26 protein-coding genes and 2 pseudogenes are annotated in these 25,751 nt (G+C 63.1%); 22 read left to right on the top strand and 6 right to left on the bottom strand.

Annotated elements, in window-relative coordinates:
- The first annotated feature begins 48 nt into the window (after positions 1 to 48).
- From AC0L3P_RS14010 to AC0L3P_RS14070, 13 genes are all read left to right on the top strand, one after another.
- Positions 49 to 1,275, top strand: coding sequence for a flagellar hook protein FlgE (locus AC0L3P_RS14010; RefSeq protein WP_473302268.1), 1,227 nt, complete (start codon positions 49 to 51; stop codon positions 1,273 to 1,275).
- Between the two features lie 34 nt (positions 1,276 to 1,309).
- On the top strand, positions 1,310 to 2,785 hold the full coding sequence (flgK, locus tag AC0L3P_RS14015) for a flagellar hook-associated protein FlgK (RefSeq protein WP_275169366.1): 1,476 nt from the start codon (positions 1,310 to 1,312) through the stop codon (positions 2,783 to 2,785).
- 3 nt (positions 2,786 to 2,788) lie between these two features.
- Positions 2,789 to 3,835, top strand: a complete 1,047-nt coding sequence (locus AC0L3P_RS14020; RefSeq protein ID WP_473302269.1) for a flagellar hook-associated family protein — start codon at positions 2,789 to 2,791, stop codon at positions 3,833 to 3,835.
- 67 nt (positions 3,836 to 3,902) lie between these two features.
- Complete coding sequence (gene flaF, locus AC0L3P_RS14025; RefSeq protein WP_473302270.1) at positions 3,903 to 4,247, top strand: flagellar biosynthesis regulator FlaF; 345 nt, start codon at positions 3,903 to 3,905, stop codon at positions 4,245 to 4,247.
- Positions 4,247 to 4,657 (top strand): flagellar biosynthesis repressor FlbT, encoded by a 411-nt coding sequence (flbT, locus tag AC0L3P_RS14030; protein WP_275169363.1) that lies wholly within the window; start codon positions 4,247 to 4,249, stop codon positions 4,655 to 4,657. The genes flaF and flbT overlap by 1 nt, the downstream gene beginning before the upstream one ends.
- A 14-nt stretch (positions 4,658 to 4,671) precedes the next feature.
- Positions 4,672 to 5,094 (top strand): flagellar hook assembly protein FlgD, encoded by a 423-nt coding sequence (gene flgD / locus AC0L3P_RS14035; protein ID WP_473302271.1) that lies wholly within the window; start codon positions 4,672 to 4,674, stop codon positions 5,092 to 5,094.
- Positions 5,091 to 5,357, top strand: coding sequence for a flagellar biosynthesis protein FliQ (gene fliQ, locus AC0L3P_RS14040; RefSeq protein WP_018453982.1), 267 nt, complete (start codon positions 5,091 to 5,093; stop codon positions 5,355 to 5,357). The genes flgD and fliQ overlap by 4 nt, the downstream gene beginning before the upstream one ends.
- Before the next feature lie 92 nt (positions 5,358 to 5,449).
- A complete protein-coding gene (gene flhA, locus AC0L3P_RS14045; RefSeq protein WP_275169361.1) occupies positions 5,450 to 7,531 on the top strand; it encodes a flagellar biosynthesis protein FlhA in 2,082 nt (693 codons plus the stop codon).
- Positions 7,528 to 8,280, top strand: coding sequence for a flagellar biosynthesis protein FliR (fliR, locus tag AC0L3P_RS14050; RefSeq protein ID WP_275169360.1), 753 nt, complete (start codon positions 7,528 to 7,530; stop codon positions 8,278 to 8,280). The genes flhA and fliR overlap by 4 nt, the downstream gene beginning before the upstream one ends.
- Before the next feature lie 6 nt (positions 8,281 to 8,286).
- Entirely contained in the window at positions 8,287 to 8,706 is a 420-nt protein-coding gene (locus AC0L3P_RS14055) for a hypothetical protein (RefSeq protein WP_275169359.1), read from the top strand.
- Positions 8,703 to 9,188 (top strand): rod-binding protein, encoded by a 486-nt coding sequence (locus AC0L3P_RS14060; RefSeq protein ID WP_275169358.1) that lies wholly within the window; start codon positions 8,703 to 8,705, stop codon positions 9,186 to 9,188. Before AC0L3P_RS14055 ends, AC0L3P_RS14060 begins: the two co-directional genes overlap by 4 nt.
- 42 nt (positions 9,189 to 9,230) lie before the next feature.
- Positions 9,231 to 9,743 carry a flagellar biosynthesis protein FlgN gene (locus tag AC0L3P_RS14065; protein ID WP_473302272.1) on the top strand — a complete coding sequence of 171 codons (513 nt, stop codon included), beginning with the start codon at positions 9,231 to 9,233 and terminating at the stop codon, positions 9,741 to 9,743.
- On the top strand, positions 9,740 to 10,198 hold the full coding sequence (locus AC0L3P_RS14070) for a hypothetical protein (protein WP_007613914.1): 459 nt from the start codon (positions 9,740 to 9,742) through the stop codon (positions 10,196 to 10,198). The genes AC0L3P_RS14065 and AC0L3P_RS14070 overlap by 4 nt, the downstream gene beginning before the upstream one ends.
- Positions 10,199 to 10,373: 175 nt before the next feature.
- On the opposite strand, the gene AC0L3P_RS14075 is transcribed toward AC0L3P_RS14070, so the two are convergent.
- The gene (locus tag AC0L3P_RS14075) at positions 10,374 to 11,144 is read right to left on the bottom strand and encodes a response regulator transcription factor (protein WP_473302273.1); all 771 of its coding nucleotides are present in this window, start codon (positions 11,142 to 11,144) and stop codon (positions 10,374 to 10,376) included.
- A gap of 819 nt (positions 11,145 to 11,963) precedes the next feature.
- On the opposite strand from AC0L3P_RS14075, the gene AC0L3P_RS14080 reads away from it, so the two are divergent.
- Entirely contained in the window at positions 11,964 to 12,962 is a 999-nt protein-coding gene (locus tag AC0L3P_RS14080) for a hypothetical protein (protein ID WP_275169355.1), read from the top strand.
- 14 nt (positions 12,963 to 12,976) lie between these two features.
- Here the strand turns inward: AC0L3P_RS14080 and AC0L3P_RS14085 are convergent, their stop codons facing one another.
- Positions 12,977 to 13,555 (bottom strand): MarR family winged helix-turn-helix transcriptional regulator, encoded by a 579-nt coding sequence (locus AC0L3P_RS14085; RefSeq protein ID WP_275169354.1) that lies wholly within the window; start codon positions 13,553 to 13,555, stop codon positions 12,977 to 12,979.
- 424 nt (positions 13,556 to 13,979) lie between these two features.
- Between AC0L3P_RS14085 and AC0L3P_RS14090 the strand changes: the two are divergent.
- Positions 13,980 to 14,352, top strand: a pseudogene (locus AC0L3P_RS14090) (MFS transporter); the annotation flags it as partial.
- Positions 14,353 to 14,491: 139 nt separating this feature from the next.
- Positions 14,492 to 15,379 (top strand): dienelactone hydrolase family protein, encoded by an 888-nt coding sequence (locus AC0L3P_RS14095; protein WP_275169353.1) that lies wholly within the window; start codon positions 14,492 to 14,494, stop codon positions 15,377 to 15,379.
- 57 nt (positions 15,380 to 15,436) lie between these two features.
- Here the strand turns inward: AC0L3P_RS14095 and AC0L3P_RS14100 are convergent, their stop codons facing one another.
- Both AC0L3P_RS14100 and AC0L3P_RS14105 read right to left on the bottom strand, forming a co-directional pair.
- Positions 15,437 to 16,699 carry a serine hydrolase domain-containing protein gene (locus AC0L3P_RS14100; protein WP_275169352.1) on the bottom strand — a complete coding sequence of 421 codons (1,263 nt, stop codon included), beginning with the start codon at positions 16,697 to 16,699 and terminating at the stop codon, positions 15,437 to 15,439.
- 120 nt (positions 16,700 to 16,819) lie between these two features.
- Positions 16,820 to 17,671: an SDR family oxidoreductase gene (locus AC0L3P_RS14105; RefSeq protein ID WP_473302274.1), complete on the bottom strand. Its 852-nt coding sequence runs from the start codon at positions 17,669 to 17,671 to the stop codon at positions 16,820 to 16,822.
- A gap of 145 nt (positions 17,672 to 17,816) precedes the next feature.
- Between AC0L3P_RS14105 and AC0L3P_RS14110 the strand changes: the two genes are divergently transcribed.
- Positions 17,817 to 18,533, top strand: coding sequence for an HAD family hydrolase (locus tag AC0L3P_RS14110; protein WP_275169350.1), 717 nt, complete (start codon positions 17,817 to 17,819; stop codon positions 18,531 to 18,533).
- A 67-nt stretch (positions 18,534 to 18,600) separates the two neighbouring features.
- Here the strand turns inward: AC0L3P_RS14110 and AC0L3P_RS14115 are convergent, their stop codons facing one another.
- The gene (locus tag AC0L3P_RS14115) at positions 18,601 to 19,008 is read right to left on the bottom strand and encodes a nuclear transport factor 2 family protein (RefSeq protein ID WP_275169691.1); all 408 of its coding nucleotides are present in this window, start codon (positions 19,006 to 19,008) and stop codon (positions 18,601 to 18,603) included.
- A gap of 100 nt (positions 19,009 to 19,108) precedes the next feature.
- A pseudogene (locus AC0L3P_RS14120) lies at positions 19,109 to 20,591 on the bottom strand (mannitol dehydrogenase family protein).
- Positions 20,592 to 20,737: 146 nt separating this feature from the next.
- Between AC0L3P_RS14120 and AC0L3P_RS14125 the strand changes: the two are divergent.
- The 5 genes from AC0L3P_RS14125 (at position 20,738) to AC0L3P_RS14145 (ending at position 25,737) form a co-directional block, all read left to right on the top strand.
- On the top strand, positions 20,738 to 21,550 hold the full coding sequence (locus tag AC0L3P_RS14125; RefSeq protein ID WP_354060180.1) for a FadR/GntR family transcriptional regulator: 813 nt from the start codon (positions 20,738 to 20,740) through the stop codon (positions 21,548 to 21,550).
- An 87-nt stretch (positions 21,551 to 21,637) separates the two neighbouring features.
- Positions 21,638 to 22,597, top strand: coding sequence for a sialic acid TRAP transporter substrate-binding protein SiaP (locus AC0L3P_RS14130; RefSeq protein ID WP_473302314.1), 960 nt, complete (start codon positions 21,638 to 21,640; stop codon positions 22,595 to 22,597).
- 104 nt (positions 22,598 to 22,701) lie between these two features.
- Positions 22,702 to 23,280 carry a TRAP transporter small permease gene (locus AC0L3P_RS14135; protein ID WP_027570511.1) on the top strand — a complete coding sequence of 193 codons (579 nt, stop codon included), beginning with the start codon at positions 22,702 to 22,704 and terminating at the stop codon, positions 23,278 to 23,280.
- Between the two features lie 4 nt (positions 23,281 to 23,284).
- On the top strand, positions 23,285 to 24,691 hold the full coding sequence (locus tag AC0L3P_RS14140) for a TRAP transporter large permease (RefSeq protein WP_473302275.1): 1,407 nt from the start codon (positions 23,285 to 23,287) through the stop codon (positions 24,689 to 24,691).
- Positions 24,688 to 25,737 carry an L-idonate 5-dehydrogenase gene (locus AC0L3P_RS14145; protein ID WP_275169346.1) on the top strand — a complete coding sequence of 350 codons (1,050 nt, stop codon included), beginning with the start codon at positions 24,688 to 24,690 and terminating at the stop codon, positions 25,735 to 25,737. Before AC0L3P_RS14140 ends, AC0L3P_RS14145 begins: the two co-directional genes overlap by 4 nt.
- Positions 25,738 to 25,751: the final 14 nt, after the last annotated feature.

The raw sequence follows: 25,751 nt of genomic DNA on the forward strand, positions 1-25,751 counted from the left end.
AAGCAACAGCCTCCATTGTAACTGCAACCTACCAAAGGAGCCCAATTCATGAGCCTGTATGGTGTTATGCGCACCGGCGTTTCCGGGATGAACGCGCAGTCCAACAAGCTGTCGACAGTTTCGGACAACATCGCGAACGTCAACACCACCGGCTACAAGCGGGCTTCGACCGAGTTCTCCTCGCTGATCCTGAAGAGCGGTTCGGGCAATTACGATTCCGGCGCGGTCGAGACCACGGTCCGCTACGCCATCAGCGATGCGGGCAATTACCAGTTCACGACCTCGGCGACGGACCTCGCGGTCCAGGGCAACGGCTTCTTCGTCGTGCAGGATCCGAACGGCAACAATTTCCTGACGCGCGCCGGCGCGTTCGTGCCCGACAGCACGGGCAATCTCGTCAACTCCGCCGGCTTCCAGCTGATGGGCTACAATATCGCGAACGGCGCCACGCCCACCGTCGCCGCCAATGGCTTCGGTGGTCTTCAGGTCATCAACGTCAACCAATTGGCGCTGCAGGCCGCGCCATCGACCAAGGCAAGTGTCGCCGCCAATCTGGATCCGAGCGCTGCGATCATCGCGGGCCCGCCCGGTCCCGGTGCCTATACCTCGAAGACTTCGGTCGTCACCTACGACAACATCGGCAACGCCGTGACCGTCGACGTCTATGCCGCGAAGACCGCCGCGAATACCTGGCAGATCCAGCTCTACGATTCCTTGACAGGTACCGCGCTCGCGGGTGGTCTCAACACCTTCACCTTCGACGTCACCGCAGTGGGTAAGGGCAAGCTCGCCGCCGCAAGCCCGACATCGCTGACCGTGACCATCCCCGGCGGCTCGTCCTTCAACATGGACCTGTCGGCCATGACCCAGGTCGCCTCCAGCTTCGACTTCAAGGCGACGGTCGATGGCAACGCTCCATCGGCGGTCGAGAAGGTGAACATCGACGACAAGGGCGTGGTCACGGCCGTCCTGAAGAATGGCACCGAGCTGCCGAGCTTTCAGATCGCGCTCGCGACCGTTCCGAGCCCCGACCATTTGACGCCCGAAGTCGGCAACGTCTACTCGCCGAACCTGGATTCCGGAAACGTGCAGGTCGGCCTCGCCGGCCAGGGCGGGCTCGGTACGATCCAGTCGGGTGCGCTAGAAGATTCCAACGTCGACCTCGCGGACGAGTTGACCTCGATGATCGAGGCGCAGCGAGGTTTCACCGCGAACTCGAAATCATTCCAGACCGGCGCCGATCTGCTGGACGTGGTCGTCAACCTGAAGCGCTGAGTCTCTCAGCGCTCGTTCCCGGCAAGAGCAGATCATGAACCTTACCGCCGCTCTCGAATCCGCCCGCTCCTCGCTGATGGCGTCGGGCATCCAGTCGTCGGTCATCTCGCGCAACATCGCCGGTGCCAGCTCCACCGGCTATTCGCGCAAGATTGCCGTGCTGGACAACCTCCCGGGAACCGGTGTCTACGTGGCGGCGATCCAGCGCGCCGCCAGCTCGGGTCTCTACACCAACGTGCTGACCGCGACCTCGTCGTCGGCCAAGCAGAGCGCGATCCTTGACGGTCTCCAGAAGATCGCAGCTGCCACGGTGGACGATCCGGAGCTCGACCAGTCGCCGACGGCGCAACTCAATGCGCTGAAGAAGGCGCTCCAGCAATATGCCAACGCCCCGGACAACACCACGCTGGCGCAGGCGGCGGTGGCGTCGGCCAAGGACATGGCGACCACGCTCAACCAGGCAACTCAGACCGTGCAGTCTGTCCGGGAGGGCGCGGATGCCGACATGAATACGTCGGTTCAAAACATCAATCGGTTGCTCTCCCAATTCCAGACCGTGAACACCGCGATCGTGAAGGGGACGATCTCCGGCGACGACATCACCGACTACCTCGACCAGCGCGACAGCATCGTCTCGCAGCTGTCGCAGGAGCTCGGCGTCACAATGTCGACCCGTCCCAACGGAGACGCGGCGCTCTATACCGACAGCGGCGCCGTCCTGTTCGACAAGTTGGCGCGCACGGTGAGTTTCGCGCCGACCAACGCTTATACGGCCGGTACCACCGGCAATGCGGTCTATGTCGACGGCGTGCCGGTGACCGGCGCCAATTCTGTGATGCCGCTGAAATCAGGCAAGCTCGCAGGCCTCGCTCAGCTGCGTGATCAGGACACAGTCACCTATCAGAGTCAGCTCGACGAAATCGCGCGCGGCCTGATCGATACCTTCAAGGAGAGTGATCAGTCCGGCGCGGCGCTGCCCGACGTTCCCGGTCTCTTCACTTATCCCGGTTCGCCGGCGATGCCGGCGAGCGCCACCGTCTCGGTGGGACTCGCTGGCACGATTTCGGTTGCTGCATCGGTCGATCCGGCCCAGGGTGGCAATCCTAACCTGCTGCGCGACGGTGCGATCAGCGGCAACGTCGCATACCAATACAATACCGCCGGCAACGGCGGGTACTCGGCCCGGCTGCAGCAGCTCATCGGCGGCATGGATGCGTCGCAGCCGTTCGATGCAACCGCGCAAGGAAAGCCGAACGGCAGCTTGATCGATTTCGCGTCGTCCTCGACGAGCTGGATCGAAAACCAGCGCAAGACCGCCGACTCCAACGTCACCTACCAAAAAACGCTGCTCGACCGCAGCACCGCGGCGCTGTCGAACGTCAGCGGCGTCAACATGGACGACGAGATGTCGTTGATGCTTCAGGTCGAACGCACCTATTCGGCTTCGTCGAAGATCATCTCGACCGTCGACGAAATGCTGCAGAGCCTGCTGGCCGCCGTGGGAAATTAAGTGATGATGAGCGCGAACTACATCTCGACCTTGATGCTGTCTTCGTCGTTGAGGTCCTCGATCACGAACAATCAGGCCGCGCTGGCCAAGGCCTCGAAGGAAGCCACCACCGGCCGCTTCGCCGATGTCGGCCTCGAGCTTGGCGCCACGACGGGAAGCGACGTCAGCCTGCGGGCGGACCTGAGCTTCGCCGATCAACTCGTCGATACCAACGGGCTGGTCTCGGGACGCCTGGACATAACGCAGAGCCGGATCACCCAGCTTGGTTCGACCGCAACGGACTTCCTCAAGGACCTTATCGCGGCTCGCAGTACCGACGGCGGCGGGCGGATCATCCTGCCGCCTGCGTCCTCCAACCTCCAGGATTTGATTGGCGCGCTGAACGTATCCTATAACGGCTCGTCTCTGTTCTCGGGCATCAACACGCAGAACACGCCGATCACGGCCTACACCGCTGGCTCCGCGAGCAAGAACCAGGTCGATGCCGACTTTCTTGCGACCTTCGGCTTCTCGCAATCCTCGGCCAGCGTGAGCAGCATCACTCCGGCCCAGATGCAGACATTCCTCGACACCACCTTCGACGCCGAGTTCGCGAGCCCGACCTGGAACACCAATTGGTCGTCGGCTACCGACCAGGTCATGCAAAGCCGTATCTCCACGACCGAGATCGCCGATACCTCCGTCAGCGCCAATCAGCCAGGCTTCCGCAAGCTCGCCGAGGCCTACACCATGATGGCGGATCTCGGAAACGCCAACCTGGATCAAGCGACGTTCCAGGTCGTCGTGGACAAGGCCATCGGCCTTGTCGGAAACGCCATCAGTGACCTTGCGACCCTCGGCGGCAACATCGGTACGGTCCAGCAGCGGATCACCTCCGCAACCGACAAGCTCAAGACGCAGCAGGACATCCTTAACAATCAGATCGTCGGTATAGAGAAGGTCGATCCGACGGAAGCATCGGTCAGGGTCAACACCTTGCAGACGCAGATCCAGACGGCGCTTGCGCTCACCTCGCAGCTCCAGAAGATCAGCCTCATCAACTATCTCTGAGTCCAGCTCCTTCGTAAGGTTGGTAACCCTTGTCTTGTTGTTCGGTCTCCTGCGCAGAGTTGTCCTGATGACGTTTGAAGCCTATGAAGCGGTCGTCGACGAGAGCGGCTATGAGGCGCGGGGCCGCGAGCGGCAGGCGCTGAGCCTCGGCATCGACCGGCTCGAGCGGATCCAGAAGGACCGCTTCAGCCTCGAGGATCTGGTCGAGAGCCTGCTCTATGTGCGGCGGCTGTGGACGATCTTCATCGAGGATCTCGCGCATCCGGAAAACGGGCTTCCGGAAAAGCTGCGCGCGGACATCATCTCGATCGGCCTGTGGGTCGTCAAGGAATCCGACCGCCTTCGCGAAGAAAGGTCGAATGACGTGATGCAGCTCATCGAAATCAACCGCCTGATCCGAGACGCTCTTTGATGAAGATATCCTTGCGCGCGGGCGAACGGGTCTACATCAACGGCGCGGTGCTGCGCGTGGACCGCAAGGTCTCCGTCGAGCTCGTCAACGACGTGATGTTCCTGCTCGAAGGGCAGATCATGCAGGCCTCCGACGCCACCACGGCGCTGCGGCAGCTCTATTTCATCGTCCAGCTCATGCTGATGAATCCGACCGACGTCCGGGACGCTGCAGCTCTTTACGGGCAGCATCACGCGGCCCTGCTCGCGGTGTGCGAGAGCCAGGAGATGCTGGTCGGGCTTGGCGCGGTCGACGACCTGGTCGGGGCCAGCCGTTACTTCGAGGCGCTCAAGCGGATTCGGGCACTGTTTCCGGTGGAGCAGGCCATCCTGGCCGGCGCCAAGATCGATTCCCCATTCGAGGCTGCCTGACAGCGGAGAGATACATGAACGTCACCAGCGCGACCGATAGCAAGAGTAAGTCGTCCAATTCGACCAGCTCGACGACGTCGACGTCGAGCACCGGCGTCGACTACAACACGTTTCTTCGGCTCCTCATTGCGGAGATGAAGAATCAGGATCCTACCAATCCGATGGATACCTCGCAATATATGAGCCAGTTTGCGCAGCTCTCGTCGGTCGAGCAGGCGATGCAGACCAATAACAAGCTCGACGCTCTGCTGTCTTCGCAGTCGCTGTCGCAGGCCAATGGGCTGATCGGAAAGACCGTGAGCTTCACGGACTCGACCGGCGCGAACTTCAGCGGCAAGGTCGCTTCGGTTTCCATCAACAGCGACGGCTCCGTCGCGACACTCGAGAACGGTACGAAAGTCGCGATCGGTCCCGGTCTCACGATCAGCCAGTCATGAACGAACGGGATGCTCTCGATATCGTCCAGGCGGCGATCTGGACCATCATCGTCGCCTCCGGGCCCGCCGTCGGTGCCGCGATGCTGGTCGGCACTATCATCGCGCTGATCCAGGCGCTGACCCAGATCCAGGAGGTGACGCTGACCTTCGTTCCGAAGATCATCGTCATTCTCGTGGTCGTCGCCGTCTCCGGCTCCTTCATCGGAGCCCATCTCTCCACCTTCACCGAGATGGTCTATTCGCACATCGAGCGCGGCTTCTGATCCGGACTGTCCTGGTCACTCTGCCACCCTGCCACCACCCCCGCGTAAGCTTTGCACGGCAGATTACGGGCCGGATCCTCTGCCGGTGACCCATGGCCGATACGTTAGCTGCTAGCCTGCCGACCCCGCGACGATTGGGCGCCGACGCCTTTTTCGCAGGCGGCATCGTGGCCATGCTCACGATCCTGTTCCTGCCGATACCGCCGATCTTGATCGATCTCGGCCTCGCATTCTCGATCGCGCTGTCGGCGCTGATCCTGATGGTCGCGCTGTGGATCCAGCGGCCGCTCGATTTCTCGGCCTTCCCGACCGTGCTCCTGATCGCGACGATCCTGCGGCTTGCGCTCAACGTCGCGACGACTCGCCTCATCCTGTCGCGCGGCGGGGAGGGAGAAAACGCCGCGGGCCATGTCGTTGCCGGTTTCTCGAAGTTCGTCATGGGTGGTGATTTCGTCATCGGCCTGATCATCTTCGCCATTCTGGTCACGGTGAACTTCGTCGTGATCACCAAGGGCGCGACGCGTATCGCCGAAGTCGGCGCCCGTTTCACTCTGGATGCCATCCCCGGCAAGCAGATGGCGATCGACGCGGATCTGTCCGCGGGCCTGATCGACGACAAGGAAGCCCAGCGCCGGCGCCGCGAGCTGGAAGAGGAGAGCGCGTTTTTCGGCGCCATGGACGGTGCCTCGAAATTCGTCCGCGGCGACGCCGTCGCCGGTTTGATCATCACCGCGATCAACATTTTCGGCGGTATCATCATCGGCGTGACGCATCACGGGTTGACCCTGGCACGGGCCGCCGACGTCTACACCAAGCTCTCCGTGGGCGACGGTCTGGTAACGCAGATGCCGGCGCTGATCGTGTCGCTGTCGGCGGGCCTGCTCGTCTCGAAGGGCGGCACCAGGGGTTCGGCCGAGCAGGCGGTGTTGCGGCAGCTCGGCGGCTATCCGCGCGCGGTGTCGGCCGCCGCGCTGATGATGTTCGTGCTCGCCTTGATGCCGGGGCTGCCGACGGCGCCCTTCCTGCTGCTCGGCGGCGTCATGGCTTTCGTCGGATACTCGCTGCCGAGGCGGCAGGCAGCCCTGAAGCAGAAGGAAGATGCGCGCAAGGCCGACGAACGCGCCCAGGTCGATGCCAAGGAATCCGTCAAGGAATCGCTCAAGACGGCGGAGATCGAGCTGGCGCTCGGCGGCCACCTCTCGGTCCACCTGCTGGGCTCGCGCCACGAGCTGGCGCACCGCGTGGCGAAGATCCGCAAGAAGTTCGCCAAGCAGTACGGCTTCGTGGTTCCCGAGATCAAGCTCACCGACAATTTGTCGATCGATCCCAAAGGATACCAGATCCGGATCCACGACACCCGCGTCGCGCAGGGCGAGCTCCGGCTCGGCGAAGTGCTGGTGCTGGTCGACAAGGACGGCAAGCCCGACGTGCCAGGCGAAGAGGTGATCGAGCCGGCCTTCGGCATGAAGGCGCTGTGGGTGACGGACGCGTTCACCGACGAGGTCAAGCGTCAGGGCTGCAAGCCGGTCGACAATCTGTCGGTGCTGCTCACGCATCTGAGCGAAGTGATCAGGGCCAACCTCGCCCAGCTGCTGTCCTACAAGGACATGCGCGGCCTGCTCGACCAGCTCGATCCCGAATACAAGCGTCTGGTCGAGGACCTCTGCCCGTCGCAGATATCGTATTCGGGGCTGCTGGCGATCCTGAAGATCCTGCTGGCCGAGCGCGTGTCGATCCGTAACCTCCATCTGATCCTCGAAGCCATCGCCGAGATCGCGCCCCATGTGCGGCGCTCCGAGCAGGTGGCAGAACATGTGCGTACACGTCTTGCCCAGCAGATTTGCGGCGATCTCTCCGACAATGGCGTGCTCAACGTCGTCCGTCTCGGCAACCGTTGGGATCTCGCGTTCCACCAGAGCCTGAAGCGCGACGCCAAGGGCGACGTCGTCGAATTCGACGCCGATCCGCGCCTCATCGAGCAGTTTGCGACCGAAGCCAGCGCCGCGATCCGCAAGTTCACCGAGAACGGCACCAGCGTGGTGCTGGCGGTGACCCCGGAAGCGCGTCCCTACGTCCGGATGATCCTGGAGCGGGTCTTTCCGACACTGCCGATCCTGTCGCATGTCGAAGTCGCGCGCAGCACCGAGATCAGGGCGCTTGGAGCCATATCGTGATCAGCGGCCTCACCGACAGCGTGCTGGTGACGTTCATCGTGTTCTGCCGCATCGGTGCCTGCCTGATGCTGGTGCCCGGCTATTCCAGCGTCAACGTTCCGGCCCAGGTCCGATTGTTCGTCGCGCTCGTCACGACGTTTGCGCTGACGCCGATCCTGATTGCTGTCCTGAAGCCTCTCACGGACAACGCGGCGCCGCTGACGCTCGTGCTGCTGATCTGCTCCGAGCTCGTGGTCGGCAGCGTCATCGGGCTCGGCGGTCGCGTGTTCTTCCTCGCACTCCAGACCATGGCCACCATGATGGCCAGTGCGATCGGGCTGAGCAACATCCCGGGGACGCCGGTGGGCGACACCGATCCGGCGCCGGCCCTGGTGCCGCTGATCATGACGGCCGTCACCACGCTGTTCTTCATGACCGACCAGCACTGGCAGGTCCTGCGCGGGCTGATGAACTCCTACGACGTCTGGCATCCCGGCGACCGGCTCGGCGGCAGCATGCCGCTCGACCAGCTCGTGGGCCGGTTGTCGGAGGCATTCGTGCTGACGCTGCGGATCGCCAGTCCTTTCATCGTCTATTCGGTCGTCGTCAACCTGGCGGTCGGGCTGATCAACAAACTGACGCCGGCGATTCCTGTCTATTTCATCTCGGTGCCCTTCGTGCTGTTCGGCGGATTCCTGCTGCTCTACCTCACCAGCGACGAGCTCTTGACGCAATTCATGCTTGGCGTCTCGTCCTGGCTGGCGGAGTGATCGGTCATGACGTCGCGCGCGGACAAGCTCGGCCGGATGGTTTCGCTCGTGAAGCTCCAGCTCCGGCTGTCAGAATGGCAGCTCGCGCATCTGCGGCAGCAGGAGCGCAGCTTGCAGGACGAGCAGGAATGGCTGGTCGGAACTCTCAACGAGGGGAAGCCGCCGGCGGGATCATCGAGCGAATCGATCGCGCGGCGCCTGACCAGAACCAGCCTCGGCGCGCGCGCGATTCAGGCGCAGGCCTCGCAGCAGCTCGACCAGGTTCGCGCGGAGAGCCGCCGTGTGAAGCAGTTCGAGCAGGTCGCGAAGGCGGCGCTCGCGGACAAGCTTCGCGACGCCGAGAAGCGATCGCTCGAGGAGATGACGGGAACAAGCCTCACCGTGCGCGAGTGGACGCCACGGCTAGCCAACCGGAACAAGACATGATCGTGACAGCGACGCCCGACCTCGTTCTCGACGTCCTCGACGCAGCCGATCCCGTGACGCAGCGCGCGGCCGCCGCGAAGCTCGATGCGCTGAAATCATCGGACACGGATTTCGCCGCCACGATGGACACGGAGGTCGGCAAGGCGAAGGCCAAGGCGGCTGCTGCCGATCAATCCGCGACGAAGATTTCGGAACCGCAGTCGGGTGCGGTGAACGGGGCGCCGGTGCAGGTGATCAAAGCGCCGGCATCCGGCGAGGTGTACCGCAAGTTCGAAGCCTTCATCCTCCAGACCTTCGTCGAGACGATGCTGCCGAAGGAGTCGGAGGAGGTCTTTGGCAAGGGCACGGCCGGCGGTGTCTGGAAGTCGATGCTGGCGGAGCAACTTGGTGCTCAGCTGGCAAAGGGCAAGGGCATTGGCATTGCCAAGCAGCTCGCTGCCGCGCATCCGGCGGGACCGGACGCTACGGGCAAGGCCGGATGACGATCCGGCAATGGATGACAGAAGTTGAAGGATGAATTTCCTATGCAGGCACAAGAAGGCGCGGCGGCCATGGTAATGGAACAGCCGGCCGTGGACACCGAGGCGATGACGACGGCAGCCGTGTCGGTCGATGCGCTGCTGCCCGTGCTGCTGTCGAATGTCGGCGGCGAGGTCGCGAACGACGGCGCGGACGCGGCGAGATCGGACGAGGTGCGCGGCCTGCTGGCTGCGATTCGCCGGCTCGCAAGCATCGTCGAAGAGGAGACGGCCGCGCTCGCGACGGGCAAGAAGATCGACTTCGACGAGTTCAGCGCCCGGAAGAGCCGGAGCATGCTGGAATTCGTCCGCCTGATGCGGGCACGAATGCATCTCGGCGGCGAGGTCGAGATCACCGAGGAGATCCAGCGGCTGCGCGAGAAGCTCGAGCGTAACCGTTCCATCCTCGAAATGCATTACGATGCGGTGCGCGAGGTCGCGACCATCATTGTCAAGGCTATCAAGGACGCCGAGTCGGACGGCACCTATACCGGCCGCGCAGCGCAGGACGGAAAATGATCAGACTCGTGCTGGCCGGGCTCTGGGTATGCATCCTCACCGCGGGAACGAGCTATGCCGTGGCCTATTGGAAGGAAAATGGCAGCCTGCTGCCTGCAAAGGACGAATATCTCGAGGGGCTGCAGTACCAGAAGACGCGGGCGCTGAGCGTGCCGATGGTCGAGAGTGGCAACGTGCAGGGCTACATCGTCGCGCGCTTCGTCTACACCGTGGAGGCGCGGACCATGCACCAGCTCAACGTGCCGCCCGAGCCGTTCGTCGTCGATGAAGCCTTCCGCAGGATCTATGCGGACGATCGCCTCGATTTCAGAAAACTCGCCCGTTACGACCTCTCCATCCTCACGACGGCCATCAAGCAGCGTGTCAACGAGCGAATGCAGGCCGAAGTCGTCCAGGACGTCCTTGTCGAGGACTTCAATTACGTGTCGAAGGAAGAATTCCAGCAGAAGCCCTAGGGCATTATCGGTTCTGATCGAATCAGAAGCGAAGCTCTAGAACCTAGTTTGGACGCGTGCCGCAGCGTCGGTACTGCCGCGCCTCTGTTCGCCATTGACGTCGCTGAAACTACAACGGCCTCTGCGAAGGAAGTTCGCAGGGGCCGTTGTCGGTTTCGTGGCCGCGCCCTGCCGATCAGTTTCCGGCCGGATACGCCGCCGGAGCGGCATGCGTCCTGTTCAGCAGGATGCCGACCTCATCGAGCTCCTGCATCGGCACGTCGATGGTTTCGCCGGCCGGGATGTCGAGCCGGTATCCGACGTAGCGCCGGGCCACGATCGCATCGAAGCCGAGGCGATCGCGGAGTTTCTTGCGCAGCTTGCTGACGTGGCTCTCGATTACGCTCTCGTCGAATGTCGCTTCGAAGATGCCGTAGACCGCGTTGAATATCTGCGTCTTGGTGACCCACTTGCCGTGGTTGCTGACCATATATTCGAGAATGCGCAGTTCGCGGCGGGGCAGGGTGAGGGCGTGGCCGGCGACCTCGGGGTCACGTCCGTTGAAGAAGACCTGGATCCTGGTCTCGCAGGGCCTCGGCAGTTCCCCGACCCGGCGGCGCGCAATTGCGGCCGTTCGGGCGAGGATCTCCCGGAGGTGAATCGGCACGTAGACGACGTCATCGACGCCCGATTCGAACAGCTCCAGCGTGTTCTTGAGCATCTTCTGGCCGCTCATGGCGATGATCGGCGCCGAGGAGCGCTTGCGCATCGCCCGCGGCAGGCTTCCGCGGGTGTCGCAATCCCCGAGGAGGAAGGCGTCCACCGCGGCCAAATCCGGTTCACTCGCAGATTGCAGCCAGTCCCAGAATTCTCCGGAGGAGAAGCCGATCGACGATACACCTTCGCGAACGAGCCCTCCGACATAGCTGTTCGTGACGCTCTCGCGATTATCAACGATAATATACATCAGTTTGTCGCCCCTGTTTCGCACTTGTTACGGCCGGTTGGTTGTTGTGATGCCCGGCTCGGCAACTGTGCTGTTTGACGATATTCCTTCCCGCGAACCGTTATTATGGTTTCGATATTCGCGGGCAGCCCTACGCATTCAGTGCCTGCGTCTCGCAGGCCTGCTACTTCGACTCGATACTGAACGCTTACTGCGTGAGGCTCGGCGGGTGTCTTGCGGATCACCTCGCGGAGCGGATTGAGAAAGCGACCTAGAACAGTTGCGCCAAGTTGCTCATTGCATCCGAACGCTACTGCACTGTGTCGATCTCCTCGCCAACTGGCGAGAATCACTTGAGTAGGACCGTAACAATTGCCGATTTCCGATCAAGCGTGCGCAACTAAGCGTTTGCTACACGTGCTTGATGCTGTTGATTCGGTTCGAGTTGTTTCTTTGTATATTCAATCGCATCAGTTGATTTGGAATTCGAACTAGTTTTGCACCCTGGCGGTTCTAAAGTTCCGCATCCCCGTATGATTACAGCTATTTTGGGTAATGCTGCGCATCATGCATATTGAGGGATTTTCAACCCCGGATTGACTCTCGTCATCGTGTTTCCACGTGCGACAATTCAACTCATGTATGGCGAGGCGACTCCAGCTTGGCGAAATCTTGGCAAGGGTGTGTCTTTCGAGTCGCACTCTCGCCACGTGCATGACGCTTTTGACTCATGTGACGTCGCATCGCGCGTGATGAAAAGTTTTCGATCCGCACGTTTCAGGCAAGCTTCGGCAAATAACGTCACCGTTCGACAGATCGAACCGAACGGAGCATTCTCGCATGTTGTCCGATGGACAAGCTCGTCCCAACGCAACCGCCGATGCTTCCGTAACGGCGAAGCCGGCTACAGATGCGCGCGATCCCAGGGACAATGCGGCGCCGACCGCCAAGCCTTTTGCAAATACCCAGCCTTTTGCAAATACCAAGCCTTTTGCAAATACTAAGCCTACTGCAAATACCAAGCCTGCTGCGAATACCAAGCCTGCGTCGGCAGCAGCTAGCGATGAAACTCTGGCGAAAGAGGCGCTCGAGGGCCTGAAGCGTATTCGCGCCAAGGCGCGCCTCGACAAGATGGCAATCCCCAAGCCTACGCCCACCGTGATCAAGCCGGCCGTGATCGTGGCCAAGCCGCCGCCGCCGCGTCCGACATGGGTCGTGCCGCTCGCGACATTGGCGGTCGCTGCGGTCCTGGTCGTCTGCGCCTGCACCGGCGTGATCGCCTATCTCACCACGCAGCCCGCCCAGAGCAACGTCGCCGCCAATACTGAGATCAGGAATCTGCGCGAGACGGTGGCGCAACTGCGCAGGCAGGTGTCGGGCGTGTCCGATAATCTCGACGGTCTGCGCACCGCGGTCGATCAATCGAGCAAGGCGACCAATGACCGTTTTGGCCGTTTTGGCGAAAATCTGGATCGCATCGAACGGGTGAGCTCGTCCTCTACGGTGAAGCTCGACAAGCTTGCCCAGGCGCAGGCCCAGGCTCCGGCGCCCGTGGCTTCACAGCCAATGATGGCCTCGGCCGCTACGCCCGAGATCACGGGATCGGTAGCTCCGGCCGAGCGCATTTCGGCGCCGCGCAAGACGGTCAAGGGCTGGTCGGTCCGCCAGGCCTACGAAGGGATTGCGATCCTGCAAGGCCCGAACGGCGTCATCGAGGCGGTGCTGGGACAGCAGGTGCCCGGCCTTGGCCGCATCGAGGAGATCAGAAACGAGAACGGACGTCTGGTGGTCGAGTCCAGCGGGGGCGTCATCTATTCGTCACGCAAGGCAACGCCCTGATCGAGGGCCGCCTTCTATTTGCGGTGATGCTCGAAGCTGGTACATAGCAGATCGACCTCCGCCTCCGCGATCGGCGCCCGAAACAGGCGGCAGCTGAACTCGGCCGTCGTCCTGCTGTCCGTGGTGGTGCGATCTTCGCGGAGGAAGATGCATCGCTTGCAGACGTCGGTATGGTGCCGCTGTTCGGCTGCGTCCGACTGATCCAGCACGTGGCGGAGCGCGTCGCGGAAGCTGACTTTCGCCTCGTCCTCGAGCACGGCGATGGACTCGACGAGGACATTGACGGGGTCGCGCACCAGGAACTTCCTGCCCTGTTGTGTCACGCTCAGCATCACCGACCGCTTGTCCTGGGCCGAGCGCTTTCGCTCGAGATATCCGAGCCGCTCCAGCTCCCCGATGATGAACGAGGCGGTGCCACGCGTGGTGCCGATGTAACTCGCGAGCGCCGACGGCGTCCGGGAAAACCGGTTGGCGCGAAAAAGGAAACGCAGCGCCATCCACTCGCGATCGCGCAAGCCGTGCTTGGCGCCTTCGAACCACAGGATACGGGCGACCTGTTCCAGCAGTTCAATCGATTCGCGAGCCAAGTTCATTTCGATTCCAGGTCGGTAAATCTTAATTCAATTGAGCTTTGGTAGCGCAATCCGGGCGGCTGATAATGAAGCTCCCTGAGAGAGGCGGAACCTTCGGCCGTGGAACTAGAGCGTCACGAAGAAAGTTCGAGTAAATCGCCCGGCTCAACTCTTCTGAAAATTTCAGTCAAATGGACGCGGTGTACGCGCAAATTCCGCTAGCGCGGGATGTGCGTGCAACATAATGTGTCGCTGCGACCATCGCGGAGCCCATTTGTTGCGTGAACCGCTTTGGATTGCGCGAGCAGGCCGATGGGGCCGCAACTCGTGGCAGCGCAAATGGGGACGAGCGAACCGCTATTTTCGGTTAATGGATGTTGCGCCGCAATGCGGCCAAGCGGTTAAATCGAAATAGGATCGAGCCGGAAATGCCAGTGTGTCGTCCGTGATCGAGCAAGTGAAGCCGTTCAGCGTCAAGCGCGCAGCATTGGCCGCCACCGTCGGCAACATGCTCGAATTCTACGACTTCACCACCTACAGCATCTTCGCCATCCAGATCGGCCATACCTCTTCCCGACGGGAAGCGAGTACGGCAGCCCGATGCCGTCGCTGGCGACCTTCGGCGCCGGCTTCGTGACGCGGCCGATCGGCGGAATCGTGCTCGGGATCTATTCCGACCGGATTGGCCTGCCATGCTGCTGAGCTTCGCACTCATGGGGCTATCGATCCTGACCATCGCGCTCACACCGTCCTATCAATCGATCGGCCTTGCAGCGCCCGTCATCGTGATCGCGGCGCGTATGGCGCAAGGCTTCGCCAGTGAAACAGCATCAGATCAAGACCTGAAAACAAGGCCTGAAAGCGGTGCGCTCGCAGGCTGGTGATTTGCGTTTCGCCGGCAATTATTGGCGAATGCGCCGCCTGAAGGATCAGGCGCGCATCAGGAAGGACGAACCGATGAGTATCGAAACCACCATGACATCCGACGTCGTCGGGCTGACCAAGGTCGCCCCGGTCTCGCGCCGCGGATTCATGAGCGCGACCGCGGCGGTCGCGGCCGGCTACACGCTTGCGGCAGGGCCCGTGCGCGCCGAGGCGATCACCACTGATACCGGCGGCCTCCAGATCAGCGACGTCAAGATCAAAGTCGGCTCCGAGGAGATGCCTGCATATTTCGCCCGCCCCGCCGGCAACACCAAGGCGCCGGTGATCATCGTGGCGATGGAGATTTTCGGCCTGCACGAATACATCAAGGACGTGACGCGGCGCCTCGCCAAGCTCGGCGCCTTCGCGATCGCGCCGGACTATTACTTTCGCAAGGGCGTCGATTTGACCAAGATCTCCGAGATCAAGGACCTGCTGCCGATCGTCAATGCCAAGCCGGACGCGGAGCTGCTGTCCGATCTCGATGCGACGGTGGCGTGGGCGGGATCGCAAGGCGGCGACACCGCGAAGCTCGGCATCGTCGGCTTCTGCCGCGGCGGACGCACCGTCTGGGAGTATGCCGCTCAAAGCGGCGGCCTCAAGGCTGGTGTTGCATTCTACGGCACCGTCGTCGATCCCGCCAATCCGCTGTGGCCGAAGAGCCCGATGCAGCTCGCGCCCGAGATGAAGGCACCGGTGCTCGGCCTCTATGGCGGCGCCGATACCGGCATTCCCGTCACTCAGGTCGAGCAGATGAAAGCCGCGCTCGAGCAAAACAAGAAGCCGGCCGGGTTCAAGATCTATCCGGAAGCGCCGCACGGCTTCCATGCCGACTACCGCGGCAGCTACCGCAAGGACGCCGCAGAAGATGCCTGGAAGCAGGCCCAGGCCTGGTTCAAGAAGTATGGCGTGTTGAGCTGACGCTGATTTTAAAAGGGCGGCCCGAGTGGCCGCCCTTTCTATTTCAAGGCGTCGACCTCACTTCACCATCGCGCCATAGACGATGTCCTGGACCTGTTCGCGATAATATTTGCGTAGCTCGCCCGGCGCCGCCGTTCCGACCACAACGACAAGACGCTCCTTGGGATCGCAGAAGAACTGCGTCCCGTAGGCGCCGTTCCAGGTGAACTCGCCGGGATTGCCGGGGACCGACGACAATCCTTCGCTGGTGCGGACCGCGACTGCGAGGCCAAAGCCGAAGCCGGCGCGATGCGGCTCGATGTTCGCCACGTTGTTCTTGATCTCGGGGCCGAGATGATTGGTCGTCATGTGATGCACGGTCTTGGGACCGAGGATGCGCTGGCCATCGAGCTCGCCGCCGTTGAGCAGCATCTGTCCGAAGCGGATGTAGTCGCCGACGGTGGCGAACGAGCAGGCGCCGCCACAGTCGAATTTTGTCGGCGTGTCCAAAAGCTTGATGGCTTGCGGCTTTCCGGTCAGCGGATCGTTCGCGAACGGGCGGGCGAGGCGAGGGCGCTGTGCGTCGGTCGGATGGAAGGTCGCGTCCTTCATGCCGAGTGGCTGCCAGACATTGGCGGCGAGATAGTCGCCGAGCTTCTGCTCGCTCACCTTCTCGACGACGGCGCCGAGCACGTCGATCGAGAAGCCGTATTCGAACTCCGTCGAGGGCTGATGCGCCAGCGGCAGCTTTGTCATCCGATCGATGAAGGCCTGGGTGTCGCCCTCGATCGCCGGTGCGACACCGTCGGGATATTGCCGCGCCACCGGGCTCGATGAGTCCGGGCGGCCGCCATACATCAATCCGGACGTATGGCGGTACAGGTCGTGAATGAAGATCGGTGACGCCTGCGGTTCGAGTTTCAATGAACCGTCGCCCTGCTGAACGCCGACTTTCATGTCGGAAAAGCCGGGATAGTAGTCGGACAGCTTGGCCTGAAGCGGTAGCTTGCCCTGTTCCAACAACGTCAGGCCCGCGACCGCCGCCATCGGCTTGGTCATCGAGGCCAATGCGAAGATCGCGTCAACAGGCATCGGCGCGCCCTTGTCCGGATCGAGCATGCCATAGGCCTTGTAGTGCACGAGCTTGCCGTCCCGCGCCACCGCCACGACGACGCCGGGCACGCGCTTGGCGGCGATCTCACGCGCGAAGAAATTGTCGAGCCGTGCAAGGCCTTGTTTCGAGAAGCCGGCGTCGTCTGGACTGGCTTCGGGCAGCGGCGCGGCGCGCGCTGCGCCGAGCGTGATGACGGCAGCCGCCGCGACCATGGCGATCGTCTTCATTGGATCCTCCCAAGCGCGGGCTCGTTTTGCAGTGGCCCGCTCGGTGGTTAGATCACGACCGTACCGGAGCGAAGTCAAGCGCGAGCAGGGCATGTCTGGGACGCCGGGAATGCCGGAACGCTATCGTCCCTCTCCCGCGTGCCACAACGTATCCAGGGCGTGGCGGTAGGTCGGATACGCAAGCGTGACGCCGAGCTCGCGCTTCATTTTCGCGTTGGAAACACGAGCGCTGCTGGCATAGAAGCTGCGGGCCATCGCCGACATCTCGGCGGTCTCGAACGCCTCTTCGGGCGGCGGTGCAACATTCATCAGCTTCGCCGCGTACGCAATCACATCCTGCGGTGGTGCGGGCTCGTCGTCGCAGACGTTCCAGATGCCGCCGCTCGGGTGACGAACCGCGGCTATGATCGCGTTCGCGATGTCGTCGACGTGGATGCGGTTGAACACCTGTCCCGGCTTGATGATGCGCCGGGCCGTTCCAGCGCGCAGCGTCACCAGCGCGTTACGGCCGGGGCCATAGATACCCGCAAGCCGCAGGATCGCGGCATCGCCACCGGTCGTGTCCGTCCATGCCTGTTCCGCCGCGAGCCGCATGCGCGTGCGGTCGAGGTCGGCCTTCGGCGGCGTGCTCTCGTCGACCCAGCCGCCGGCATGGTCACCGTATACGCCGATGGTGGAGAGATAGATGATCCTGCGGTGGCGGTCCGCTGCCAGCACGTCCGAGAAGGTCGCGATGGCAGGATCGCCGGCGCTGCCGGGCGGGATCGAGATGAGAAGGACGTCGGCGTCGCTGATACGTTCGACCGTCTCGCGTGCCGGACTGCCGCCGGAGAAGGCGTGCACCTCGATGCCGGCGAGATCGCCCCGCTGCACGGGATCGCGCACCGTGCCGGCGATATGCGAGAAGCGGCCACCGAATAGGCGGACGAAGTGCCGGGCACTGTAGCCGAGGCCAAGGATAAAGAGCCGCATACGTCTTCCTTGCAGGTCGAAGTTCCCGTTCGCGCCGCAGCGCTCCTCCGCTCATAAGAGATTTTTGGGTCCGGCAAAAGATATTGCGATTTGTCCTTCCCGCCTGTGCAGGCGATGGTCGCTCCATCGGAGGGACGCATCGATCATGCAGGCAGAAGCGCCCGCCATCATGCTGTCTGACGCGGTTGAGCTGGTCCGCCGCGCCGCCGCGCTAATCTTCGATGTCGACGGCACCTTGGCCGAGACAGAAGAGCTGCATCGGCAGGCTTTCAACCATGCCTTCGCCCGCCACGGTCTCGACTGGCAGTGGGACCGGGCCGTCTACAAGGACCTGCTGCGGGTCACCGGCGGCAAGGAACGGATCCGCGCCCACCACGAAAGGCTGCCGATCGCGGCGCCATTGTCGGACGTGGACATCGCGGAACTCCATCGCATTAAGACTGCGCGTTATGCCGAACTGGTCGAGACCGGCTGCTGCCCCTTACGGCCCGGGGTGACGGATCTGCTTGCTGCTGCCAAGGCGCGCGGCCAGCGGCTCGCGATCGCGACGACCACGTCGCACGGCAATATCGATGCACTGCTGTCGCAAGCCTTCGGAAAGCGCTGGGCCGCGGATTTTGATGCGATCGTCGCGGGGGATGACGTGCGGCATAAAAAGCCTGCGCCGGACGTCTATTTCGAAATCCTGGCGCGGCTGAAGCTCAACGCGTCCGACTGCGTCGCGATCGAGGATTCCGCCAACGGCCTGATCGCAGCCTCAAGGGCGAACATTCCCGTGCTCATCACCAGAAGCATGTTCTTCCGGGACGACGATTTTAGCCAGGCGCGGGTCGTGCTGGATGATCTGTCCGGGCTCGGGTGAGGCGCCAGAACAAAAAACTGAAAAACAACCCCATGCACAGTAGAATGTGCTTGCGGGCCGGGCGCCCTCAATGGACGCGGTGGCTCGCTCTATCGTCCTCAGCTTGCTCGACAATTTGCGCGATCGGACTCGACTGGTGGTGCACCAGGCGCCAGTCGTCCCCGACGCGCCGAAAATGGTTGGCAGCGGCCAATGCCGTGCCGTCGACGATCTCGATGCAGAGCACGCGCGCGCTGTCGCCATCGACAATGGCCTGCGGTTCCGCGCAGACGATCTGCGGGCGTTCCGGACTCTGCAGGATGTCGCGCCAGCTTCCGATCACCGTGGCCCGGCCGATGATGGCCGGCCAGCCGGGATGAATGCAGGAAATGGTGTCATCGTCCGCCCACATCCGCTCCATTTCGTCGAAATCGCCGGTCGAAAAGGCGGCGTAGAACGCTGCGTTCGCGGCGATCACCTTGTTGTCCTTTGCCATGCCTCTCGGGTGGGGCAATGACAGGGAAAAATCAAGCGCGACTTCCGTCGACTTTCCGTTCGATCTGGACCGCAATGCAGCATTGCTGCCCGTTTTGTGGTCACGCTGAGACAAGCGTCTCCACCGCACGCCGCGCGCCATCCTTATAGAGTCGGCCGAGCGCCACGGTCACGGCCTCGCGCAGGCGCGGCTCCGCGCCCAGCGGCCCGAACACTTTTCCGACGCCGAGCAGCGCGGGCGCCAATCGTTCGGCGACGGGACCTGCCTCGCGCGCCAAGCCAGCGAACTCGGCGGCGAGCGGATCACGCACGTCGATGGTGCGGTCCTTCTCGTCGCGGCCGGTGACGTAGCGCATCCAGCCGGCCACCGCGAGCGCATGCGTCGCGATCGGCAGGTTCCTGGCGAGACGATCCTGGATCGCGCCGAGCAGGCGCTGCGGTAGCTTTTGCGAGCCATCCATCGCGATCTGCCAGGTGCGGTGACGCAGTGCCGGATTGGCGAAGCGCTTGAGCAGCGAGGCGCGATAGGCGGCGAGATCGGTGCCCCCGGGCATCGTCAGCGTCACCGCGGCCTCTTCCATCACCTGCGCGGCGAGGCGTGCGAAATGCGGATCCTGCATGGTGTCGGCGATAGTCTCGTAGCCGGCGAGATAGCCGAGATAGGCCAGCGCCGAATGGCTGGCGTTGAGCAGCCGCAGCTTCATCAGCTCGAACGGCTTGACGTCGTTGACGAGCTCGACGCCGGCAGCGGCAAGATCGGGCCGGCCTGCCGTGAAACGGTCCTCGACCACCCATTGCGTGAACGGCTCGGTCATGACGGGCCATGCGTCGCGCAAACCGAGCGCCGATGAAACCGCATCGCGGTCACCATCCGTCGTCTCCGGCACGATGCGGTCGACCATGGTCGAGGGGAAGGCCGCGGTATCCGCGATCCACTTGCCGAGATCCTTCGAGCGCAGCGCGGCGAATTGCGTCACGATCCGCTGCACGGTGTGGCCATTGGCGGCGAGGTTGTCGCAGCTCAGCACAGTGAAGGGCGGGGCGCCCAGGGCCCGCCGGCGCGCCAGCGCTGCAACGATGAAGCCGGGTGCCGAGCGCGGTGCGTCGAAATTGTTGAGGTCGTGCACGACATCAGGATGCCGCTCGTCGAGATCGCCGGTCTGCGGCGTGGCAATAGCCTTTCTCGGTGACGGTGAGGGAGACGATGCGAATGGCGGGATCGGCCATTCGCTCGACCAATCGTGCCGGGCTCTCGCGCGCGACCACGCTGTCGAGCAGCGAACCGATGATGCGGTGCTCGGTGCCTTCGGCGGCACGGACGGCGACCGTATAGAGATGATCCTGCGGGGCGAGGGCGTCGCGTGTGTCAGGGCTGCGCAGGCTGGCGCCGACGATGCCCCACGAGGTGGCGCCGGCCGCAAGGCAATCGTCGATGACGACGGCCTGGTGGGCGCGATGAAACGCGCCAAGGCCGAGATGCACGATGCCGGGCGTGACGCGCGAACGATCGTAGGCCGGGCGGCGGATACGTGGTGGCAGCCGGTCGAGATTGGCGCGGCCAAGGCGCGTTGGATCAAGGCGCATGGTCGTCTCTCCCCTTGTTTGGCCGCTGCTTGACATGGCGCCCGTCCTCGGTCAATGCTGCGGTCAATTGGTAAGACCAATTTTCCAAAATTGGCGGGCTGCCTGCAGCGAGAGCTGCCGGCGTGACCCTTTTCGGGAGGACCAGCGTGCCGCTGGAAGCTGTGGAGGCGAGACGGCTTTATCGCCAGGTCGCCGATCAATTGCGAAACCTGATCGACAGCGGCGAGTACGCGGTCGGCAGCCGCTTGCCGACCGAACGCGAGCTCGCCGAGCAACTCAAGATTTCCAGGCCGACGGTGCGTGAAGCCCTGATCGCGCTTGAAGTCGAGGGCCGCCTCCGTATCCGCGTCGGCTCCGGCATTTATGTGATCGAGCCCGCGGCCGTTGCCGCGATCGCGCCTGCTTCCGTCATCGAGGGCCCGTTCGAGCTGCTGCGCGCCCGCGAGTTCCTGGAAAGCGCCATTGCCGAAGAAGCCGCGCGCGTGGCGACGAAGGACGACGTTGCCCGCATCGATGCGTCCCTTGTCGCGATGGAGAATGTAGAACACCCCGGCGAAGCCTCGATGGTCCATGACCGCGCCTTCCACGTCGCGATCGCCGGAAGCCTCGGCAATGCCGTTCTGGTGCGCGTGGTCGGCGAGTTGTTCGACCAGCGCCTCAATCCCTATTTCGCGCAGCTTGCGCATTATTTCGAGAGCCCGGGCACGTGGCGCACTGCGCTCGACGAGCATCGCGCGGTGCGCGACGCGATCACGGCGCATGATCCCGAGGCCGCGCGCGATGCGATGCGCGATCATCTCGCACGATCCCAGGAGCGCTTTGCGCAGAATTTTGGCGCCGAGACCGCGGCAGGATCGTCTTCGGCACGCGGCCGATCGGCAGGCTCGCCGGTAACGCCGGCAAAACCGGAGCGAGCGCTGAAGAAGCGGGCCAAAAGCGGCAGCGCGCGGCGGCGATGAGATTGGGCGGCCCGCGTCCACTTCAGGCGGGCGAACAAGAAGTAGATTTGAAAAATGGAGGAAAAGTCAGTGTTGAAAAAGATGACAATGGTGGTGGCGGTCTCGGCCGCGGCGATGATTGCTACGACTGGCGCCGGCATGGCGCAGACCAAGCTGAAATGGGCCCATGTCTACGAGACCTCGGAGCCCTTCCACACCGCGTCGGTCTGGGCCGCGCAGGAGATCGGCAAGCGCACCAACGGGCGCTATGCGATCGACGTCTATCCGGCGTCGCAGCTCGGCAAGGAAGCCGACATTAACCAGGGCCTCTCGCTCGGCTCGGTCGACATCATCATCTCCGGCTCAAGCTTCGCCGCGAAGAGCTTTCCGCCGATCGGCGTTACCTATTATCCCTACACCTTCCGCGATGCCGATCATCTGCTCGCCTACACCAAGAGCGACATCTTCAAGGAGCTTACCAAGGGTTATGAGGACAAGAGCGGCCACCACATCGTCGCGGTGACCTATTACGGGGTGCGCCAGACTTCGTCGAACAAGCCGATCAAGACCTGTGCCGACCTCAAGGGCCTGAAGATGCGCGTGCCCGACGTTCCCGCCTATCTGGCGATGCCGCGCGCCTGCGGCGCCAACACCGCGCCGATCGCGTTCGCCGAAGTCTATCTCGCGCTCCAGAACGGCACCGTCGAGGCTCAGGAGAACCCGCTGACCACGATCGAGGCCAAGAAGTTCTACGAGGTGCAGAAGCACATCGTGCTGACCGGCCACATCGTCGACCATCTCAACACGGTAGTGGCCGGCGCGCTCTGGAAGAAGCTCAGCGACGAGGACAAGAAGATCTTCACCGACGTGGCGCAGGAAGCCGCCGCCAAGGCGACCGCGGAGATCAAGCAGAACGAGGCCAAGCTGGTCGCCTTCTTCAAGGATAAGGGCCTGACCGTCACCGAGGTCGACAAGAACGAGTTCCGCGACACCGTGCTGAAGAACGTCGCGTTCGAGACGTTTGGCTATCGCAAGGCCGACTGGGAACGCATTCAGGCGGTGAAGTAACGACGTATCGTCATCCCGGGGCGGTCCGCAGGACCGAACCCGGGATCCGAGGTTCCGGGTCTGGTGCTAGCGCACCATCCCGGAATCAGTTGAGGAGCACACCCATGTCCACCGCCGAAACGCACCGGCAGATCACCGCGGACGAGATCGCCCACACCTTCGAGGAGGAGGCGGCACCCAAGGTCGATCTCGGCATCTACGCTTTCGAGGACTGGGTCGCGCTGGCGATCTTCTGGGTAATGGCGCTCGCCGTCTTCCTCCAGTTCTTTACCCGCTACGTGCTCAACGACAGCTACGCCTGGACCGAGGAGATCGCGACCTACTGCCTGATCGGCGTGGTCTTCATCGGCTCCTCGATGTGCGTGCGGCTGTCGCGGCACATTCAGGTCGACCTGCTCTATCGCTATCTGCCGCACCTCGTGGCGCGGGCGTTGTCGACGGTGATCGACCTGATCCGGATCGCCTTCTTCGGCTACGCCATCAAGCTGGTCTGGGTCTACATCCAGATCATCGGCGACGAATCCATGACCACGATCAATCTTCCCAAGGACTACGTCTACTACGCGGTGCTGCTCGGCTTCGTGCTGATGTTCGTGCGCTCTCTGCAGGTGGCCGTGCAACATTTGCGACAGGGCTATTCGATCCTCGAACGTCCCGGCGCCTACGACGGTTTTGAAGGGTAATCCCATGTTGCTGTTGCTTGGAGGCTTTCTCGTCCTGATGCTGCTCGGCGTACCCGTGGCGATTGCCATGGCGGCGTCGTCGCTGCTCTACATCCTGGTCAGCGGCGTGACTCCCGACGTCACGCTGGCACAGCGCATGATCGCCGGCGTCGAGAGCTTTCCGCTGCTCGCCGTGCCGTTCTTCATCCTGGCCGGCAATCTCATGAACATCGCCGGCGTCACCGGGCGCATCTACAAGTTCGCCGTCGCGCTGGTCGGCTGGATGCGGGGCGGCCTTGGCCATGTCAACATCATCGGCTCGGTGATCTTCTCCGGCATGTCCGGCACCGCTATCGCGGATGCCGCCGGTCTCGGCACCATCGAGATTAAGGCGATGAAGGACCACGGCTACTCGACGGAATTCTCCGTCGGTGTCACCGCGGCGTCGGCGACGCTCGGGCCGATCATCCCGCCGTCGCTGCCTTTCGTGATCTACGGCATGATGGCCAATGTCTCGATCGGCGCGCTGTTTCTGGGGGGTGTCATTCCAGGCGTCGTGCTGACGCTGCTCATGATGGCTACCGTCACCTATTTCGCGCACAAGAACAAATGGGGCAACGATACGCCGTTCTCCTGGCCGCAATTGGGGTCGGCGGGGCTCGAGATCCTCGTCGTACTGAGCTTCCCGATGGCTGTCTGGCTTCTGACGGTCGCCGGTCTCTCCACCAATTGGGCAGTTGGGATTGGTCTGGTCGTGCTGCTCGCGATGGACTGGTACTTCGACTTCTCCGCGGTGATGGCGCTGATGGCGCCGGTCATCCTGATCGGCGGCATGACGCTCGGCTGGTTCACGCCGACGGAAGCGGCGGTCGCCGCCGTGATCTGGTCGCTCTTTCTCGGCCTCGTGCGCTACCGCACCATGACAATGAAGACGGTGGCGAAGGCGACCTTCGACACCATCGAGACCACGGCGTCGGTTCTGTTCATCGTCACGGCCGCCTCGATCTTCGCCTGGCTGCTCACGGTGTCGCAGGCAGCCCAGATGCTGTCGGACTGGATGCTCAGCATCACCCACAACAAATGGGTGTTCCTGGCGCTCGCCAACGTCCTGATCCTGTTCGTCGGCTGCTTCATCGACACCACGGCGGCGATCACCATTCTGGTGCCGATCCTGTTGCCGATCGTGCTCAAGCTCGGCATCGACCCGATCCATTTCGGTCTGATCATGACGCTGAACTTGATGATCGGCCTGTTGCATCCGCCGCTCGGCATGGTGCTGTTCGTGCTCGCGCGCGTCGCAAAGCTCTCGGTCGAGCGCACGACGGTGGCGATCCTGCCCTGGCTGGTGCCGCTGATGCTCGCACTGATCGCAATCACCTACATCCCCGAATTGACCCTCTGGCTGCCGAAATACATGGGACTTTCCAAATGACCTCAACTGCTCTCGCCGCAACCCTGTTTGGCCCCGAAGATCTGCGCATGGTCGAGCATCCGCTCGACAAGCTCGCGGAAGGCATGGTGCGCATCCGCTTCGGCGCCGGCGGCATCTGCGGCTCGGACATGCATTATTTCCGTCATGCCCGGACCGGCGATTTCGTGGTGAAGTCGCCGCTGGTGCTCGGCCACGAGATCTCCGGCGAGGTCGTGGAGATCGCGGGCTCCGCAGCGAACCTGAAGGTCGGCGACCGTGTCGCCGTCAACCCGTCGCGCTGGTGCGGCCACTGCGTCGCCTGCCGCCAAGGCCGGCAAAACCTCTGCGAAAATATCTACTTCATGGGCTCGGCCTCGAAGACGCCGCACATGCAGGGAGGCTTTGCCAATTACTTCGACGCAATCCCGGCGCAGTGCGTGAAGATCCCCGATCATGTGTCCTATCAGGCCGCGGCGCTGGCCGAGCCGCTCGCGGTCTGCCTGCATGCGGTCGCGCGTGCAGGCACCATCGAAGGCAAGCGCGGTATCATTTTCGGCGCCGGTCCGATCGGGCTTCTGACCATGCTCGCCGCGCGCCGCGCCGGCATGACCGACATCACGGTGGCCGACATCGCGCCGGCGCCGCTGGCCTTTGCGACCCGGCTCGGCGCCTCACACGTCGAGAATGTTGCAGCCGGCGAGGAAGGCCTGAAGGCGCAGGCCGCGTCGCGCCCCTACGATGTCGCGTTCGAAGTCTCGGGCACGGCTGCAGGCCTTGCCAGTGCGATCGGCATCGTCAGGCGCGGCGGCGTGGTGGTGCAGATCGGCAATTTGCCGGGTGGCCAGATTCCGGTACCGGCCAATGCGGTGATGGCGAAGGAGATCGACCTGCGCGGCTCGTTCCGTTTCGGGCTCGAGTTCATGACGGCGGTGGAGCTGATTGCGGACGGCAGCGTCGACGTGCTGTCGCTGGTCACCGCCGAGCGGCCGCTGTCCACCGCGCCGGACGCGCTGCGGCTGGCGCTCGACCGCTCGCAGAGCGTCAAGGTCGTGCTGACCGCGAACTGATCCGGGAGAATTTC

The sequence above is a fragment of the Bradyrhizobium sp. WSM4874 genome, from assembly GCF_055811835.1.

Excerpts from the sequence above, each read along its gene's own strand:
- AC0L3P_RS14010 (WP_473302268.1), top strand. The coding sequence starts at position 49 with ATGAGCCTGTATGGTGTTATGCGCACCGGCGTTTCCGGGATGAACGCG.
- flgK (WP_275169366.1), top strand. The coding sequence starts at position 1,310 with ATGAACCTTACCGCCGCTCTCGAATCCGCCCGCTCCTCGCTGATGGCG.
- AC0L3P_RS14020 (WP_473302269.1), top strand. The coding sequence starts at position 2,789 with ATGATGAGCGCGAACTACATCTCGACCTTGATGCTGTCTTCGTCGTTG.
- flaF (WP_473302270.1), top strand. The coding sequence starts at position 3,903 with ATGACGTTTGAAGCCTATGAAGCGGTCGTCGACGAGAGCGGCTATGAG.
- flbT (WP_275169363.1), top strand. The coding sequence starts at position 4,247 with ATGAAGATATCCTTGCGCGCGGGCGAACGGGTCTACATCAACGGCGCG.
- flgD (WP_473302271.1), top strand. The coding sequence starts at position 4,672 with ATGAACGTCACCAGCGCGACCGATAGCAAGAGTAAGTCGTCCAATTCG.
- fliQ (WP_018453982.1), top strand. The coding sequence starts at position 5,091 with ATGAACGAACGGGATGCTCTCGATATCGTCCAGGCGGCGATCTGGACC.
- flhA (WP_275169361.1), top strand. The coding sequence starts at position 5,450 with ATGGCCGATACGTTAGCTGCTAGCCTGCCGACCCCGCGACGATTGGGC.
- AC0L3P_RS14055 (WP_275169359.1), top strand. The coding sequence starts at position 8,287 with ATGACGTCGCGCGCGGACAAGCTCGGCCGGATGGTTTCGCTCGTGAAG.
- AC0L3P_RS14060 (WP_275169358.1), top strand. The coding sequence starts at position 8,703 with ATGATCGTGACAGCGACGCCCGACCTCGTTCTCGACGTCCTCGACGCA.
- AC0L3P_RS14065 (WP_473302272.1), top strand. The coding sequence starts at position 9,231 with ATGCAGGCACAAGAAGGCGCGGCGGCCATGGTAATGGAACAGCCGGCC.
- AC0L3P_RS14070 (WP_007613914.1), top strand. The coding sequence starts at position 9,740 with ATGATCAGACTCGTGCTGGCCGGGCTCTGGGTATGCATCCTCACCGCG.
- AC0L3P_RS14075 (WP_473302273.1), bottom strand. The coding sequence starts at position 11,144 with ATGTATATTATCGTTGATAATCGCGAGAGCGTCACGAACAGCTATGTC.
- AC0L3P_RS14080 (WP_275169355.1), top strand. The coding sequence starts at position 11,964 with ATGTTGTCCGATGGACAAGCTCGTCCCAACGCAACCGCCGATGCTTCC.
- AC0L3P_RS14085 (WP_275169354.1), bottom strand. The coding sequence starts at position 13,555 with ATGAACTTGGCTCGCGAATCGATTGAACTGCTGGAACAGGTCGCCCGT.
- AC0L3P_RS14095 (WP_275169353.1), top strand. The coding sequence starts at position 14,492 with ATGAGTATCGAAACCACCATGACATCCGACGTCGTCGGGCTGACCAAG.
- AC0L3P_RS14100 (WP_275169352.1), bottom strand. The coding sequence starts at position 16,699 with ATGAAGACGATCGCCATGGTCGCGGCGGCTGCCGTCATCACGCTCGGC.
- AC0L3P_RS14105 (WP_473302274.1), bottom strand. The coding sequence starts at position 17,671 with ATGCGGCTCTTTATCCTTGGCCTCGGCTACAGTGCCCGGCACTTCGTC.
- AC0L3P_RS14110 (WP_275169350.1), top strand. The coding sequence starts at position 17,817 with ATGCAGGCAGAAGCGCCCGCCATCATGCTGTCTGACGCGGTTGAGCTG.
- AC0L3P_RS14115 (WP_275169691.1), bottom strand. The coding sequence starts at position 19,008 with ATGGCAAAGGACAACAAGGTGATCGCCGCGAACGCAGCGTTCTACGCC.
- AC0L3P_RS14130 (WP_473302314.1), top strand. The coding sequence starts at position 21,638 with ATGGTGGTGGCGGTCTCGGCCGCGGCGATGATTGCTACGACTGGCGCC.
- AC0L3P_RS14135 (WP_027570511.1), top strand. The coding sequence starts at position 22,702 with ATGTCCACCGCCGAAACGCACCGGCAGATCACCGCGGACGAGATCGCC.
- AC0L3P_RS14140 (WP_473302275.1), top strand. The coding sequence starts at position 23,285 with ATGTTGCTGTTGCTTGGAGGCTTTCTCGTCCTGATGCTGCTCGGCGTA.
- AC0L3P_RS14145 (WP_275169346.1), top strand. The coding sequence starts at position 24,688 with ATGACCTCAACTGCTCTCGCCGCAACCCTGTTTGGCCCCGAAGATCTG.